Genomic DNA, 17,490 nt, shown 5'->3' with positions numbered 1-17,490 from the left:
TAAATCCGGAGGTATTATGATTTATTTATATTATGACTCTCGAACAGGTAATGTGGAACGCTTTATTAACAAAGTCGTTCAGATTACAGGATGGACGGCTCTACGCATCCAAGATGGCTTGGAAGTGCAGGAGGCTGGACACCTGATCACCTATACCACAAACTTTGGCAAGGTGCCCGAGAAAACGGAGACCTTCATGCAGCAGCAAGCCCACCTGATCAGCTCGGTAACATCCAGCGGAAACAGAAACTGGGGGCGCAACTTTGCCATTGCAGCAGACAAAATCTCTGAAAACTTCGACATCCCTACAGCGATGAAATTCGAACTTTCAGGCACACTAGAAGATATTAATCAATTTATTGACATCATCAAAAATCAGCACTATGATAGCAAACGAGGTAGCGAAAAACTGGATATTGCTTAACAACGAAATCATGATCAAACATGATGACGAGTTCAGCTTGCATAAAGACAAGGAGGCTGTACGCGCCTATTTCCTGGAATATGTAAATAAAAACACCGTTTTCTTTTACACATTGAAGGAAAAAATAGACTATTTGGTAGAGAACAATTACTATATCGATTTCTACAAATGGTTTACGTTTGAGCAAATGGAAGAGGTATTCAACTTCGTCTATGCGAAGAAATTCCGTTTCCAGTCCTTTATGGCTGCTTTCAAGTTCTTCCAAAGTTATGCCTTACGTGATGACTCTGGCGAGAAGTTCTTGGAACGCTACGAAGACCGCGTGGTTGCTGTATCCCTATTCCTCGCTCGCGAAGAAGGTGTGCAGAAGGCCATCGAATATGCTGAAATTATGATCAATCAAGAATATCAGCCTGCTACCCCGACATTCTTGAACGCTGGAAAGAAACGTTCCGGTGAATTGGTATCCTGTTTCTTGGATGAGATCGGCGATAACCTGAACGGTATCGGTTATGCGGTTGATTCTGCCATGAAACTATCCTCTATCGGTGGTGGTGTATCCTTCAATATCTCCAAAATCCGCGGTCGTGGCGAAGCCATCAAGGGCGTGGACGGACGTGCAGGTGGGGTATTGCCAATCATGAAGATCATGGAGGACACCTTCTCCTACGCCAACCAATTGGGCCAACGCCCAGGTGCTGGTGCGGTGTACCTGAACATCTTCCACTCCGATATCGAAGAGTTCTTGGATTGTAAGAAAATCAACGTCGATGAAAAGGTACGGATCAAGTCCCTATCCATCGGTATCATCGTTCCGGATAAGTTCATGGAATTGGCGGAAAAAGACGAACCATGCTACCTGATCTATCCACACACCGTAATGCAAGAGTACGGCAAGTACCTTGATGAGTTGGATATGGATGTGATGTACGACGAGTTGATCACCAACCCGAACGTTAAGAAGAAAAAAATCAACGCACGTCACCTTTTGGTGAAGATTGCACAGACACAGAAAGAGTCTGGATATCCATACATCTTCTTCAAGGAGAACACCAACCGCGCCCATGCCCTAAATGGCATCGGGAAAGTTAAATTCTCCAACCTATGTACCGAGATCATGCAGGTATCCGAAGTATCGGACATCAATATCTACGGTAAAGAAGATACCATCCGTTATGGAATCTCCTGTAACCTGGGATCCCTGAACATCGCTACAGTGATGGACAACAAACGGATCAAGGAAACTGTGAAAACAGCCATGCGCGCATTGACCGTGGTGACGGATGTGACCGATATCGAAATGGTACCTTCCATTGCCAAAGCAAACCGCGAGTTACACTCCGTAGGTTTGGGCGCCATGAACTTGCACGGCTACTTGGCGAAGAGCTTCATCATGTACGAATCCACCGAAGCGCTAGACTTCGCGAACACGTTCTTCATGATCATGAACTACTATTCCCTGGAAGCATCCATGGAAATCGCAAAAGAGCGTCAGCGTACATTCGTAGGTTTCGAAAAATCAGACTATGCAAATGGTGCTTATTTCGACAAATACCTGGACCGCGACTACATGCCGAAAACCGATAAGGTAAAAGAATTGTTCGAAGGTATCCACATCCCGACGATTGAAGATTGGGCGAACCTGAAAGCACAGGTAGCCGAGCACGGAATCTACCATGCTTACCGTTTGGCCATCGCTCCGAACCAATCTACATCGTATATCATGAACGCAACGGCATCCGTTATGCCAATCGTAGATATCATCGAAGTCAGAGAGTATGGCGACAGTACAACGTACTACCCGATGCCGTATCTAACAAACGACAACTACTTCTACTTCAAGTCGGCTTACGACATGGACCAGATGAAAGTCTTGAAATTGATCTCTGTGATTCAACGTCACATCGACCAAGGGGTATCAACGATCTTGCATACGAACTCGAAAGATTCAACCCGTGATCTAGCTAAATACTACATCTACGGTCATAAGTTAGGCTTGAAATCGCTGTACTATACCCGTACGCGTAAATCAACCATCGAGGAATGTATTTCCTGCTCGGCATAATACATCCTCCAAAAGACAGATAAAACATACCAAAGAAGCTGAATTGGACACCTTGCCCAATTCAGCTTCTTCCACTAAAATATTAGAAGAAAGATGAGTAAACAATTTACGGCCGTAAACTGGAATACACCAGACAACGATTATGCCTTGATGTTCTGGGAGCAGAACATCAGACAGTTCTGGATTGATACGGAATATATCCCTTCCAAGGATATCGATAGCTGGAAAGGCTTGAGCTGGGACATGAAAGAGTGTTACAAGAAAGCACTCGGTGGATTGACTCTTTTGGATACCCTGCAGAGCCATACGGGTATGCCAAAGATCATCGACCACATCAGCTCCCTACAGAATAAAGCCGTTCTATCCTACATGTGTATGATGGAAGCGATCCACGCGAAGTCCTATTCGACAATCTTTACGACAGTGTCGACAACCAACGAGATCAACGATGTTTTCGGATGGGTGGCACAGAACAAATTCTTACAGTATAAGGCGGCAACCATCGATCAGCACTACCGTGCGATCGATAAAGAAGTCGTTTCCGATGAAGAGTTGTTCATGGCCTTGGGTGCTTCCGTATTATTGGAATCCTTCCTTTTCTACTCTGGCTTCTTCTTGCCACTATGGTTATGCGGACAGGGTCAGATGGTGGCTTCTGCGGATATCATCAAGAAGATTATCGCTGATGAATCCATCCACGGGGTTTTCGTAGGCTTGATCGGTCAGGAAGTCTTCGCGCGATTGAACAACAAAGCAGAAGTGAAAGAACGTTTCATGAACTTGTTGAACGACCTGTACGAGAACGAAATCAAGTATACCGAAGAATTGTACACCGTAGTGGGATTAACCGCTGAGGTGAAAGAATACGTGCGCTACAACGGAAATAAAGCCTTGATGAACTTAGGTTTTGATCCTATCTTCGAAGTGAAGCAGGTTAACCCGATTGTATTGAACGGCTTGAATACCGAAACAACACAACACGATTTCTTCTCGAAGAAATCCACCAACTACGAAAAAGCAACTGAAATCGTGCATTTGAAAAATGAAGATTTCGCCATGGATGCGACCGTAGATATTTAATTTTTGAATACTCTTTGTTAAATAAAGCGATCCCGTGAAACTTGGTTTTACGGGATCGTTTGCTTTTGGAAGGATCCCGAATGGAGAATGCTTGCGCATAAAAAAGGAACCATCCAATAACGGACGGTTCCTTTCAAAAAATATAACAAAGGTAAAGCTTACCCTCCTGGATAACCTGGGTTTTGTTTCAGGTTGGGGTTCATCGAAATCTGTTGTTGTGGAATCGGGAACAACGTTCTGTATTCCTGCGATGGTTTGTGATCCCACCAGCTTGCGGTATGGAACTTTCCAAAGCGAATCAGGTCACGGCGACGGAAGCCTTCAAAGATAAACTCACGACCGCGCTCGGCCAGCAATTCATCCAAGGTGAGGGTCGAGGTTGTGTACTTCTCCTTTTCCCAGTCAGCAGCCTTGAATGCTCGTTTCTTCACGGTATTCACCAATTCCACGGCTTCTGCATTCGCAGCACCGCCGCTCTTGCGCATCAGCGCTTCTGCCTTGGCAAAGTAGATCCAACTCAATCGGTAGATGTTCCAATCGGTATTGTTGTATTCTGGATTCGGTGCAACCGTTTCGCCGTTGACAACACCCGTCAAGGAATTTCCAAGTTTATATTTGTTGAAGCGGATACCCGAATTCTCTTCACCATCACTCATGGTCGAGGACGTTTTACCTTCCGATTCCCGACGGATATAGTCCACGAAAACCAAAGGCTTGTCCTTATATTCCTCGGAACCCAAAACTGGGGATTTTCCATCGGAGAATTTCACCATCGGGCCTGCCAGGAACCATTCCTTTTTCCGCATATCGGTATCCTTGAAGGTAGTATATACCCCTGGGATCATCACGATACCATTGTTACCGGTCCGGCCACCTCCGTAGATTTCCCGCTGAACGAAATGATAAAACTCACTTGGGAAACCTGTTGCGAAATCCGCCGTCTGATAATCGTAGGCAACCGAGAAAATGACCTCCTTTGATTTATCATTGGTTGGCGAATAGGAATCGACAATATTCGGTTCCAATACCATGCCACCGTTCTGTCCACCTGCGGTACCACTGATCAACTTATCCGCAGCTTTGATACAATCATCCCAACGCGCTGTTCCGGACCATTTCTCCGCATTCAGATAGAGCTCTACAAGCATGGCGTAGCCACCTGCTTGGCTCATCCGTCCCATCATGCCACGGCTCAATTTCGGAGCCTTCTCTACATTTTCGAGAATTTCCTTCTCGATAAAGGCGAAGACTTCCTTCTGCGGGGTTTGCTCCGGGATCGGCTCATTGTTGGTGGCAGGTGCCGTTATCGTGATCGGCAAGCTGCCAAAAAGATCCATTAATTTCAGATAATGGAATGCACGCAGCAATTTCAACTCTGCGATAAATTCATTCTTTTCTTTTTCCGTAATGCCCATGCTTGCAACATCCTTGGATTCCAGGATGCTGATCGGGCTATTGCAGAGACCGATCCCCCAGTACATCAATACCCAAGCTTGGTTCATGTTGCCCTCATCGACATTCCATGTGTGGTAGTGGAATCTTTTCCATTTCCCGTTATCTTCACCATGGCGCCCTTTTGTCGGCCATGCCAATTGGTCGGCCGTTAATTCCGCCGGCCGCCACCAACCGTCCTGTCCGGATGGGGATACCCAAGCATTGGCGTGGGTATAGGGACGTAACACTGCCGACAGCACCTCATTTTTATTTTCATAGAATTGATCCGCCACGATGATATCATAAGCGTTCTCATCCAAGTTGGTACACCCACCTGCTGTCAAAGCGGAAGCAACCAACATTATTTTTAGAATATTTTTCATTTTTTCTCCGAATTAAAAACCAAAATTTACACCAAACAAGAAGGACCGTGTATTTGGATAGGGTCCTCTACTATCGATACCCAGACGTTGTCCATTGATTTCATTCCCCAGACCAGTGTCCAGCACGAAGTCAGGGTCATTTCCCGAATATCCGGTAATGGTCAATAGGTTTTGTCCCGTAACATACAACCTCAGGTTCTTGAAATAACGGCTGTTGTTCAAGTTAAAGCGATACCCTAGGGTCAACTCATCAATCTTGAAGTGGCTTCCGTTTTCCAAATAGTAATCCGAGTACATGTAGGTGTCGTTGATTTCGTCATACTTCGTAAAAGCATCCTGCAAAAGGTTACCGGTCCACACCTTATTTCCATAGGATAAGGCGGTGGTGTTCAGGATATCGTAATCGAACTTACCGCGCATAAAAATGCGGAGATCGAAGTTCTTGTAGCTGAAGTTATTCGTCCAGGAAACATAGTACTTCGGTACTGCATTACCCAAATGCTGCAAATCCGAGGAGTTCAGATCATCGCGTGAATTGTTGATGACATCGTTGCGAACGGCTTCTCCATTTCTGTTGTAGAATAACCATTTCCCATCGTCATCAAATCCAGCAAATTTCTTTCCGAAGAACTGACCTATTTGCTGTCCCTCGAACGTGGTATAGGCATCGCCTAAATCACCGGCACCGCCGATCGATCCGAAGGTCTTGTATTTCACGGTAAAGACATCATTGGAGTAGCTTTCCATCACGTTCTTTAAGGTACTCGCCGTTGCATCCATGCTCCACTTGAAATCACCTTTGTCCATCACGCGGTAACTCAACGCCAATTCAATACCTTTGGAAGACATCGTTCCTACGTTGGAATAGATGTTCTCGCGGATATAGGGTGGTTGCGGCGTTCTGTAAATATCCAATAGATCGACTGTCTTGCGTTGGAAGACATCGATGGCACCGGATAATTTATTGTCGAAGAGTGTGAAGTCCACCCCGATATTGGTTTCTTTCTTGGTTTCCCATCGCAAATCCGGATTTGGGTTCCTGTCCGGACCGTAGGTTTCCCGGTACGCTTGATCCGGGTAGAGGTATTTACCTCCGCCACCCAAGGTCAGGCGCGAGGCATTGTTCGCAAAACCGGTGTTACCCGTAACACCATATCCTACCCTTAGCTTTAGGAAGTTCACCCAAGCCACATCCTGCATGAATTCCTCACTGGAGATATTCCAACCCGCAGAAAGGGATGGGAAAGTACCCCATTTGTTGTTGGCTCCAAACTTGGACGATCCCTCACGGCGAACGATAGCTTGGATCATGTATTTGTTATTGAAGGCATAGTTGACACGACCAAAGAAAGCGATCAGGGTGTTATCGTTCTTGTAACTGTCCAGATTGGCGCGTCCATCGCGCAGCGCTTGACCTTCAGAAAGGTTATCCTCATTGAAACGGTCGTTGATAAAGCCCCGGTTGTCGGCACTCTGTCCTTCATCCATTTCATAGCGGTAACTGTAACCCGCCAAGGCGGTCAGGCTATGTACATCTGCAAAGGTTTTGTTGTAGGTTAAGGTCGGTTCAAAAGCATACTTTTGGTTCAACAGGTTTGCCTTGGAGGCATAACCGCCACCTGGGTAATCCTGATCTTCCAAGGATGCCTCACTGTTCAATTGCCTATAGGATCCATCTACATATGAGTTTCGCTGAACCGATCCGAATGCCGAAAAGCGTAGGCCTTCGATGATATCGACATCAACCTTTCCGTCAATGGATGAGGTCTGCTGCTTCCGGTATGATGTTTCAGTGGACAGACGGGCAAATTCGTTGGTACTGGTAAAGTCGTAGTAATACGAGCCATCATCGTTGAAATTGGAAAATGTAGGGTTTTTGGTGGCTTCACTTTCCCAGCCGCCGCCGCCCAGCATGTTCGCATGGTTGGTATTGGTCGCCATGTTCAACTGGAAATTAACCTTATTATCGAACGCCTTTTGGTTGAGGTTCATCCGAACGGTGTATTCCTCGCGACCATTTTCTTTCGCGATACCCTGTAGGTTCCTGTAGTTCACACTACCGCGATAGGTCGTGGATTCCGACCCTCCGGATAGGGAAATATTGTGGTTATGGGAGAAGTTATCGTGGTTCACGAGATCATCGAAGAAATCGGTGGAATGACCACGGTCTTCCCTATTGATTGCGCCCTCGTCGATCTTTTGACGAAACTGATCGGCGGTCAAGAAATCAGGTCGGTTGAACAGAAAGTCTTTTCGGAAATAACTGGAATAGTTGACCTGTGGCTGTCCTGGTGTCCCTTTCTTGGTAGTAATCAAGATAACCCCCGCATTGGCGGATGTACCGTAGATGGCCGCACCGGAACCATCCTTCAGGACGTCAATGGATTCGATATCATCCTGTTGCAACAGATCGGGGTTACCGCCCGGAATTCCATCGATGACGTACAGTGGACTTGCGGATCCCGTTACGGAAATCGCCCCACGGATCTGCGTGGCAACGCCAGAGTTGGGATTGGATCCACTACGTGAAACCTGCAGACCTGCAACCTTACCCTGGATTAGGTCCAACGGATTGCGCGCCCCACTTTGGCGGAATTGCTCCGCATCCACGTGCGCAACGGAAGAGGTTACCTCCTTTAGCTTCTGCGTACCATAACCCACGACCACAACCGCATCGATCTCCTCTTCGTTGGGTGCTAAATTAACGGTCATGGCAGCTGTACTAACCGGCACTTCCTGGGTTTTAAAACCGATAAAGCTGACCTGAAGGACATCGCCAACCACCGCATTAACGGTGAAATTACCACTTTCATCGGTCTGCGCTGCAGATTCCTTTCCTTTTACTTTGACCGTAACACCGGAAATGGGTTCGCCGGTATTGAGGTTCTTTACAACCCCGGTCACTGTTTCTTGTGCGCGTAACTCCCGCTTGGCTGGTGATGGGGCCGTTGAAGAAGCTTCTGCCGCAATTCCGTAGGAACAGGCCATCAGGGCAAAGCACAATACGCTCCCCCGGACAAAACCTGCTCGATACATTCTTGAACTGTAAATGTTTGGCATGTTAATTAACGTTAATGAATAAATAATCGTTTAAGGTTTATTAAGTGATTAGTTGAAGTAAAACGTTTTAGGTAAAGGCCGAAACAATCCTAAATCAACAAACCCTATTATTCAAAACGTTATTTATACGCGGATATTATCTACAACTTTTAATCAACATGGATATTTTATAAAAAATATGTTAAAAAACTAGCGTTTAATGGATTAAAATAGATAAAATTTGTGAGTTAATTTGGAATTTATGGTCAATTTAGGTTGTGTGAAAAAGTAGAGAGCCGGGCATACATTTCCACCATCGCCCATTGATCCAATAACCAACGCCTAGGCGAATTATCCTTCCCAGTCCAATCCTTACGGAAAAGGCCCTGCGCGTCCCGGAGGTTAGCCCTAGCATAGTCCAGGTTTCTTTCGAACTGGATAAGGTATTCCGGATTTTTATCGACTGCATGCAATTCAACAAATCCCCGCATCATCACGGCAATAAACCACAGATCGGTTGTTTTCAACCGCTTGAAGGACACACTTCCGTAAGTCGCTTGCTCGGAAAAGAAATAATCGGCCGCAGCACGGGCAACCTGTTGGGCATCGGTTAGATAAGTAGAATCGCCTTCGATCTGGTACAATAGACTCGCTGCTTCGATCATCTGTCCGGAGTTGTAGGGATATTTGGTGCGGTTCACTTCGCCGTTGAGCTGGATGTTGTCAAAATAGAGCTGATCAACGGTATCCTGGAGATTATCTTTCGTCCAAGCGTACAAATCGACAGCTTGCTTCCTGTATGCCTTGTCACCGGTAGCACGGTAGAGCTTGGCCAGAAAAACTACGGCCGGTGCATTCGAGCAGGTATTCTTGGAATCTTTCTTCTGTTCACACCAATAGATGCCCCCATCCAATTCTGTATCCATGCCACTGGCAACGAACCGCCATATGATTTTTGCCTGGTCCAGATATGCCCGATTGCCGGTCAGTAGATAGAGGTCGGTATAATCTATGCCCAACCAGACATTATCGTCATAGAACCGATCGGAGGTTGGTGCGGATTGCACATAGGAGGCATATCCAGGTGGGTTCCGGAAGTCCAAGTAAGCGGACAATCCGGGGAGAACCTGCTTCTCGATCGCATGCAACACTTTTGTATCCTTATCAGCAGCATACCGTGCAACCTGCGCCGATAGCAACCCAGAGAACGGCCACAGATAGGAATAGGCATTGACGCCTTGGTTATTGGCAGTGCCTGCCAGGTAACTTGCCTGGTACTTGGGGTCTATGGGATAATTCTCCCGGAAGAGATGCGTGCCTTTCACGGCATAATAGGCATAGATAGAATCCAGGGTCGCCGCGGCATAATCCGCAAATTGCTGGTTTTTGGGCATCCCCTGACCAAGCACCGATCCGGTCAGCAAGATGGTAAACAGGAAGGTAAAAGATAGCTTTTGCATATACGTTAGGTTGAGGTGAATAAGCAAATATACGGGTGGATATCGGTTAGGTTGCGTCATCCATCCGCGCGATATTCAGGCAAGACGCCTGAAAGTCAAAGGGCACATGGGTTGCCATGTGCCCGCTGTTATGGTTATAGGTTTCCCTTTTTCAATTCATTGACGGCATGATCCACTGCCCTAGCTGAGAAGGCCATATAGGTCAGTGATGGATTCTGCGTGGAGGTAGAAGTCATGCTTGCTCCGTCCGTCACATAGACATTTGGACAGGCATGCAATTGGTGCCAGCTGTTCAGCATGGACGTCTTTGGATCTTTCCCCATGCGCACACCACCCATCTCATGGATGTCCAGTCCGGGTGCCTGAGAACTTTCATTCCTGCGGATATTGGTGAATCCCGCAGCGGTGAACATTTCCTCCATGGTATCTAGGTAATCCTTCTTCATCTTTGCATCGTTCTCATCATAGTCCACCGAAATCTTCAGCAGCGGCATTCCCCAGGCATCCTTCTGCCCATCCAGGGTAACATAGTTGGATTCTTTAGGAATCGTCTCCCCCATCATGTGGGAACCAACGCCCCAATTGCCGTATTTCGGCTGAAGTATAGCATTCTTCAAGTCTGCACCGATGCCAGACTCGTCTGCCGACGCCGAGCGATAGGCGCCAAAGCCTGCCGCATATCCACGCAAGAAATCCGTTTCCTGTTTGTGGAGGTTGCGGAAGCGAGGGATGTAGCCACCTCCGGCAGGATTGCGACCATCTGTTTTATAATCCAATAACCCTTCGTACTCTGCCGAAATGCGGGCGCTGTAGTTATGGAAGGCCACATATTTCCCCAACGTGCCGGAGTCATTCCCCAATCCATTCGGAAAGCGGGATGAGGTGGAGTTCAGGAGAATCAAGTTCGAATTCAGTGCGGCAGCATTCAAAAAGATAACCTGCGCAAAGAAGTCAATTTCTTCTTTGGTTTCTTTATCGATGACCTTTACACCGACTGCCTTACCCTGCTTATCATCGTAAAGTATGGAATGCACAACGGAGTTCGGGCGTAATGTCATGTTACCGGTCTTTGCCGCCCAAGGCAAGGTAGAGGCATTGGAACTGAAGTAACCTCCGAAAGGGCAACCGCGTTGGCAGAGGGTTCTGTTCTGACATTGCACGCGCCCCTGATCGATATGAATCTGATTGGGTTTTGATAAGTGCGCACAGCGTGCTGAAATCACCTTCCTACCCGGGTACTTGGCTTCCACCTGTTGCTTGAAATATTTCTCGACCACATTCAACGGATAGCCGGGAAGGAATTCCCCATCCGGAAGCTCCGGTAGGCCATCCTTATCCCCTGCGATTCCCGCAAAACGTTCGACATAATCGTACCAAGGCTTGATATCCTGATACCGGATTGGCCAATCCACGGCAAAACCGTCGCGCGCCGGACCGTCAAAATCGAAGTTGGACCACCGTTGCGTCTGCCGTGCCCACAGCAGGGATTTCCCACCGACCTGGTAGCCACGGATCCAATCGAATGGTTTCTCCTGCACGTAGGGATGCTCCTGATCCTTGACAAAGAAATGAGCGGCATCCTCATGGAAGGCATAACAGCGGTTGACAATTGGATTTTCCTGTTGAACCGAATACGGTAATTCGTTTCGGTGTTCGAATTCCCATGGATACAGGTTTGTCGTTGGGTAATCCTTCACGTGTTGGACATCTCGACCCCGCTCCAGAACCAAGGTTTTCAACCCCTTTTCACACAGCTCCTTGGCAGACCAGCCGCCGGAAATACCTGAACCGATGACAATGGCATCGTATGTACGGTCCTTTACCGAATCTATATTTAAATTGGCCATGCTTATCCCTCCATTTTAACTGCTCCGTCATACCTGCCCGGAACCAATTCATACTTCAATTTATTTTTCATGACGTACTCCGAATTCTTGTACCCCTGCAAAGTTCGGCGTTTAAGGATCTTGAAAAAGTTATCATCCGCCGGAAGACCCGTCAGGTATGCCTGCTGGTCGGCAAGGGGTTTACCCTTTACCTTTTCGGCAGCTTTGAGGCCTGCTAGGAAAGTTTTCTGATCTTCAGGACTTGTGCAATCGTCCAGCATCTTCATGACGAAAAGATGGAGGTTAAGTTCACGCGCACCGGGGCTATCCGTTTTGGGTAGGATAGCTTCTACCAATTCCGCCAATAGGTCCTCATCTCCCTTGTCCAAGGAGATGGTCTTCAGCTGAATGGAAGGTGATTTGGGGCTGAAATCACAGGAAGTGGCTATCATCAAGCCACCTGCCATGATAAACATTTGTTTTAAGGCAGAACGTCTATTCATAAGATTTATAATCCAGTTTCCTAAATTACAAATATTACGCAGACTTAAAAGCCTAATTCAGGGAAATCAACGAATTTTTTACTTCTGCTAAATCGTTTAAAACTTGATCTGCATGCGTTAAACGCTTTTGCTCGACAACCTGCTTTGTGACAGCAATACAGTACAAACCGGCCTCTTTTGCTGCCGTACAACCTGTGCTCGTATCCTCCACGACCACGATTTCGTCCTTCGGGATGCCCAACTTATCCACCGCCAACAGGTAAGGCTCTGGATTCGGTTTTGGGTTTTCGACAGACTCGCGCGTCACAAAGAACTTAAAGAAATGGAGAAGTTTATGTTCTCCCAGTACGGCCTGTACAGTCGATTGGTAGCTGGAGGTCACCAACGCCAAGGTCTTACCCTCATCGGACAATTGTGTAAGGATTTCCTTGGCATGTGGCATCAGACGGATCGTACGCATATCTGCCTTTGCATAGCGTGCGCGCGTTGCAAACCACATATCTTCCTCATCTACCTTTAAACCATATTCATTATTCAACATCTGGACGTTATGGTGGAGCGTATGACCGGCAAAACGCTCGATCCACTCATCAAAGCTGATATCCAACCCATAATCCTCCGCTAAAATTGGAGCCCAGTTGCTGAAATAAAAAAATTCAGAGTCAATTAACGTTCCGTCCAGATCGAACAGAACAGCATTTATGTTATTCATGCCACAAAATTAAGCTATTAATATTAAGGATATGTTAATAATAAATTAGTTAACACTTAAACAAGGTATCCGTATAAACGGATGAAGAATAAACAGCGATAAAGGACATGGTAGGTTTGCGATAGCACCTGTCTTTTCTTAAGTTTGCTTAAGTGGACCAATCGATGGTTTTTGGTCTACCTTATTCAAATTTTTAAGACTTATGAAGATTATTGCTGTTGGCCGAAATTATGTGGATCACGCTAAAGAATTGAACAATCCTGTCCCGGAGAAACCGGTTATATTTATGAAGCCGGACACGGCGGTATTGAAGGATAATAAAGACTTCTATTTCCCGGAATTCAGTAAGGATGTCCATTACGAGGTGGAAGTTGTCATTCGGATCTGCAACGAGGGCAAGCACGTCAGCAAGAAATTTGCACATAAGTATTATGATGCCGTAGGCTTGGGCATTGATTTCACTGCTCGGGATGTTCAGGCTGACCATAAAGCCAAAGGCCTTCCTTGGGAATTGGCAAAATCATTTGACCATTCAGCGGTCATCAGTGAATTAATCCCCAAATCGGAATTCACGGACCTGAATGCGCTTTCTTTCTCCCTGAATAAAAATCAAGAAACCGTACAGCAGGGCAATACCAAAGACATGATTTTCGGGTATGACGATCTGATTGTCTTCATTTCCCAATTTATCACGCTCCGCAAGGGTGACCTTATCTACACGGGTACTCCCGTCGGCGTTGGACCTGTGCAGATCGGTGATAAATTGGAAGGATTTTTGGAAGGAAAGAGCATGTTTACCTGTCACATTAAATAACATGAAGAAAATTTCACTTGCCCTTTTATTTGCTTTCACGTGTGGGGCATCCGCGCTTGCGCAAAATAAAAATATCATAACGTCACGAACCTATCCACAGGGGTACTTCCGGTATTCTTTGAACATCGCTCCGGATGCGTCCGGTACGTTCGGAGAATTGCGGTCCACGCATTTCCATGCGGGTGATGACTACAGGACACAACAGCGCATCGGCTTGCCCCTGCACGCTGCAGCGGAAGGCTATGTTTCCCGCGTACGCGTGCAAATAGGTGGTGGCGGAAACTCCGTTTACATCAATCACCCCAATGGATTCACCTCGGTTTACCTCCATATGGATAGCTTTAACGATGCATTGACGAATATCATCCGTACCGAACAGTACAAGCAGCAACGCTTTGATGTGGATGTAGAAGTGAAAGCGGGTCAGGTGAAGCTGACGAAAGGACAATTTATCGGAAATGCCGGAAATACGGGAGGATCCGGAGGTCCACACCTGCATTTCGAGATCCGTGATACCAAGACCCAGCATCCTTTAAACCCGCAACTTTTTGGTCTCCATTTCAGGGACAGCTTTGCACCGACAATCAATGGCATCATGGTCTATGATCTTGCCGATGGTGTTTTCAACGAACATACAGGTCGCCGGTACCAGCAGTTGAAAGCGCTGGGGTCCGGAAGATATGCCCTGGCTTCGGGCGCACCGATTTCCGTGAATGGCAAGTTTGGTCTCGGTATCAACAGCATCGACAGACACCGAGCGGGCGGTTTCCAGAATGGGGTATATTCAATTGAACTGTTCCTGGATGGCAAGTCGATCTCGACCGTTGTATTCGAGGAATTGGACTTCAATACATCCAGCGCCATTGCATCATATATTGATTTTCCGCACTTCAAACGCACCAAGGTAAAGGTGCAGAAAAGCTTCAAAGACCCAGGAAATCCAATTGAGTTGTTCAAGAACTTGGAAAACGATGGCATCATCACCTTGCAGGACGATGCTGTTCATGATGTCAAATATGTAGTGAAAGATGTCCATGGCAATTGCAGCGAATTGGACTTCAAGATCCGAAACAATCCAGCCTATACAGCGAAAAATAACCCGGCGAAGGGTGAATTAATGAAGTACAATACCGATAACAAATACGAGGCGGAAGAGATTAAATTGCACATTCCGAAGGGCGCACTGTACAGTGACCTGGATTTCGTATATAGTAAAAGTGCTCCGAGAGCAAATGGCTATTCATCGGTACACCACGTACAGAACAATTTGACTCCACTATTCAGCACGTATAACCTGAACATCAAACCCACCAGTTTGCCAAAAAACTTGGAAAGCAAGGCGATCATCGCATCAGTAGAAGGTGGTTCCGTAGGTGGTAAATTCGAAAACGGTTGGGTTACGGTGAACACCAAAATATTCGGTTCATTCTATGTCACCGTGGATACCATTGCACCGACGATAACACCAAGGAACTTCAGCGCGGGCAAGAATGTCAGCGGACAATCCAAAATTGACTTTACCATTGCCGACAATTTCTCAGGCATTCAGTCATTTAATGCGTATATTGATGGCAAATGGGTGTTGATGGAATACGATTCCAAGAACCGTCACCTGTGGCACCGATTCGATTCCGGATTGAGCAAAGGCAAGCATACCTTCAAACTGGTAGTGAAAGACTGGAAGGACAACGAAAAGGTATATGAAGCCTCATTTACACGATAAATAGAACGATAAGACATGGCAGAATTAACAATTGGGGATAAAGCCCCGGCAATCAAGGCGAAAAACCAACATGGTGAAGATGTGCAACTTTCGGACTTCAAAGGCAAGAAAGTGATCCTTTATTTCTACCCGAAGGACAATACTCCCGGCTGTACAACAGAGGCCTGCAATTTCAGGGACAATTACCAAAGTTTACTTAATGATGGATTTGAGGTGATCGGTGTCAGTATCGATAGCGAACAGTCGCATCAGAAGTTTATTGCCAAGCACGAACTGCCCTTTACCCTACTTGCGGATGAGGACCAAAAGATCGTGGAAGATTATGGGGTATGGGTCGAGAAAAACATGTACGGAAAGAAGTATATGGGCACGGCAAGAACCACCTTTATTATCGATGAAAACGGGATTATCCAACATATCATCAAGAAAGTAGACAATAAGAACGCAAGCCAACAAATTAGAGACTTATTGGCAAAATAAGTCGTACGAATACATTATATTTGCCCCCTATGAGCAAGCAAACAGACGATTTTTTCAAGAATATTATTTCTCATGCCAAGGAATACGGTTTTGTATTCCCTTCGAGTGAAATTTACGACGGTCTAAGTGCCGTTTATGATTATGGTCAATTGGGTTCCGAATTGAAGAACAACCTGAAGACCTATTGGTGGAAATCTATGGTTCAGTTGAATGAGAACATTGTGGGTATTGATGCCGCAATTTTCATGCATCCAACAACCTGGAAAGCATCAGGTCACGTGGATGGGTTCAACGACCCGATGATTGATAATAAAGATTCGAAGAAACGTTATCGCGCCGACCAACTCATTGAAGATAAGATTGACCGTTACGAAAAGGACGGCAAGACCGAAAAAGCGGCTCAGTTGCAGCAAGACCTTGACGATGCCCTAAATGCGGACGATTTAGCACGCCTGAAGACCATCATCGAGGAACACAATATCGTATGTCCGATCTCCGGAACGAAGAACTGGACTGAGGTGCGTCAGTTCAACCTGATGTTCGCGACCCAAATGGGTGCCATGGCGGATGGTGCAGAGCAAGTGTACCTGCGTCCGGAAACGGCACAAGGTATCTTCGTGAACTTCCTGAATGTACAGAAAACAGGTAGGATGAAAATCCCTTTCGGTATTGCACAGATCGGTAAAGCATTCCGGAATGAGGTTATTGCACGTCAGTTCATCATGCGCATGCGTGAATTCGAACAGATGGAAATGCAATTCTTCGTACGTCCGGGTTCCGAACTGGAATGGTACGCCAAATGGAAAGAGGCACGCTTGAAATGGCACTTGGCCCTTGGCGCTGACCAGAATAAATACCGCTACCACGATCACGTGAAATTGGCGCACTATGCGAATGCCGCGGTAGATATCGAATATCAATTCCCATTCGGTTTCAAGGAAGTGGAAGGTATCCACTCCCGCACGGATTTCGACTTAAAACAACACCAGGAATTCTCCGGTAAGAAATTGCAATATTTCGACCCTGAGATCAACCAAAGCTATATTCCTTACGTTATCGAAACGTCCATCGGTTTGGATCGTTTGTTCTTGACCGTACTGGCGAACTGCCTGGTACAGGAGGACCTTTCTACCGAAGAACGCCAAGATTCCCGTGTGGTATTGAAGTTCCACCCAGCGATTGCACCGGTGAAAGCTGCAGTGCTTCCGTTGACCAAAAAGGACGGCCTTCCAGAGAAAGCACGTGAAATCATGGCGAAGTTGAAGCTGGACTACAACATCCAATACGACGAGAAAGACTCCATCGGAAAGCGTTACAGACGTCAGGATGCCATTGGTACGCCATTCTGTATTACCGTTGACCACCAAACCTTAGAGGACAATACTGTAACCATCCGTCACCGCGACAGCATGGAGCAGGAACGTGTGAATGTCTCTGAATTGGAAAGCATCATCGGAAACTTGGTCAGCCTGAGCAACCTATTGAAACAATTGGTATAATACCAATCTGCATAAAAGGACAAACCAGCCCCAAATTGGAGGCTGGTT

At 46.5% G+C, this 17,490-nt stretch carries 13 protein-coding genes; 7 read left to right on the top strand and 6 right to left on the bottom strand.

Annotation, left to right across the window (positions count from 1 at the left end; translation table 11 throughout):
- Positions 1 to 16: 16 nt before the first annotated feature.
- The 3 genes from nrdI (at position 17) to nrdF (ending at position 3,569) form a co-directional block, all read left to right on the top strand.
- Positions 17 to 424 carry a class Ib ribonucleoside-diphosphate reductase assembly flavoprotein NrdI gene (gene nrdI / locus G6N79_RS06355; protein ID WP_103906837.1) on the top strand — a complete coding sequence of 136 codons (408 nt, stop codon included), beginning with the start codon at positions 17 to 19 and terminating at the stop codon, positions 422 to 424.
- Positions 384 to 2,489: a class 1b ribonucleoside-diphosphate reductase subunit alpha gene (gene nrdE, locus G6N79_RS06350; protein WP_103906836.1), complete on the top strand. Its 2,106-nt coding sequence runs from the start codon at positions 384 to 386 to the stop codon at positions 2,487 to 2,489. The genes nrdI and nrdE overlap by 41 nt, the downstream gene beginning before the upstream one ends.
- Before the next feature lie 93 nt (positions 2,490 to 2,582).
- Positions 2,583 to 3,569, top strand: coding sequence for a class 1b ribonucleoside-diphosphate reductase subunit beta (nrdF, locus tag G6N79_RS06345; protein ID WP_103906835.1), 987 nt, complete (start codon positions 2,583 to 2,585; stop codon positions 3,567 to 3,569).
- Positions 3,570 to 3,727: 158 nt separating this feature from the next.
- Here nrdF and G6N79_RS06340 read toward each other — a convergent pair whose 3' ends face one another.
- From G6N79_RS06340 to G6N79_RS06315, 6 genes are all read right to left on the bottom strand, one after another.
- Positions 3,728 to 5,386, bottom strand: coding sequence for a RagB/SusD family nutrient uptake outer membrane protein (locus G6N79_RS06340; protein WP_103906834.1), 1,659 nt, complete (start codon positions 5,384 to 5,386; stop codon positions 3,728 to 3,730).
- Between the two features lie 12 nt (positions 5,387 to 5,398).
- The gene (locus G6N79_RS06335; RefSeq protein WP_234993218.1) at positions 5,399 to 8,446 is read right to left on the bottom strand and encodes a SusC/RagA family TonB-linked outer membrane protein; all 3,048 of its coding nucleotides are present in this window, start codon (positions 8,444 to 8,446) and stop codon (positions 5,399 to 5,401) included.
- Between the two features lie 245 nt (positions 8,447 to 8,691).
- Positions 8,692 to 9,885 carry a glycoside hydrolase family 76 protein gene (locus G6N79_RS06330; protein ID WP_103906832.1) on the bottom strand — a complete coding sequence of 398 codons (1,194 nt, stop codon included), beginning with the start codon at positions 9,883 to 9,885 and terminating at the stop codon, positions 8,692 to 8,694.
- A 134-nt stretch (positions 9,886 to 10,019) separates the two neighbouring features.
- Entirely contained in the window at positions 10,020 to 11,732 is a 1,713-nt protein-coding gene (locus G6N79_RS06325) for a GMC oxidoreductase (protein ID WP_103906831.1), read from the bottom strand.
- A gap of 2 nt (positions 11,733 to 11,734) precedes the next feature.
- The gene (locus G6N79_RS06320) at positions 11,735 to 12,214 is read right to left on the bottom strand and encodes a gluconate 2-dehydrogenase subunit 3 family protein (RefSeq protein WP_103906830.1); all 480 of its coding nucleotides are present in this window, start codon (positions 12,212 to 12,214) and stop codon (positions 11,735 to 11,737) included.
- Between the two features lie 52 nt (positions 12,215 to 12,266).
- Complete coding sequence (locus G6N79_RS06315; RefSeq protein ID WP_103906829.1) at positions 12,267 to 12,926, bottom strand: HAD family hydrolase; 660 nt, start codon at positions 12,924 to 12,926, stop codon at positions 12,267 to 12,269.
- A 202-nt stretch (positions 12,927 to 13,128) separates the two neighbouring features.
- On the opposite strand from G6N79_RS06315, the gene G6N79_RS06310 reads away from it, so the two are divergent.
- Genes G6N79_RS06310 through G6N79_RS06295 form a run of 4 tightly spaced genes read left to right on the top strand, consistent with a single transcriptional unit; the run spans position 13,129 to position 17,442 of the window.
- Positions 13,129 to 13,740 carry a fumarylacetoacetate hydrolase family protein gene (locus G6N79_RS06310; protein WP_103906828.1) on the top strand — a complete coding sequence of 204 codons (612 nt, stop codon included), beginning with the start codon at positions 13,129 to 13,131 and terminating at the stop codon, positions 13,738 to 13,740.
- A gap of 1 nt (position 13,741) precedes the next feature.
- Positions 13,742 to 15,463, top strand: a complete 1,722-nt coding sequence (locus G6N79_RS06305; protein WP_103906827.1) for a M23 family metallopeptidase — start codon at positions 13,742 to 13,744, stop codon at positions 15,461 to 15,463.
- Between the two features lie 15 nt (positions 15,464 to 15,478).
- On the top strand, positions 15,479 to 15,943 hold the full coding sequence (gene bcp / locus G6N79_RS06300; protein WP_103906826.1) for a thioredoxin-dependent thiol peroxidase: 465 nt from the start codon (positions 15,479 to 15,481) through the stop codon (positions 15,941 to 15,943).
- A 29-nt stretch (positions 15,944 to 15,972) separates the two neighbouring features.
- The gene (locus G6N79_RS06295) at positions 15,973 to 17,442 is read left to right on the top strand and encodes a glycine--tRNA ligase (protein ID WP_103906825.1); all 1,470 of its coding nucleotides are present in this window, start codon (positions 15,973 to 15,975) and stop codon (positions 17,440 to 17,442) included.
- The last annotated feature ends 48 nt before the right edge of the window (positions 17,443 to 17,490 follow it).

The organism is Sphingobacterium lactis (assembly GCF_011046555.1).
In the GTDB taxonomy this organism is placed as follows: Bacteria; Bacteroidota; Bacteroidia; order Sphingobacteriales; family Sphingobacteriaceae; genus Sphingobacterium; species Sphingobacterium lactis.
This window is presented reverse-complemented; position numbering and strand designations above follow the sequence as displayed.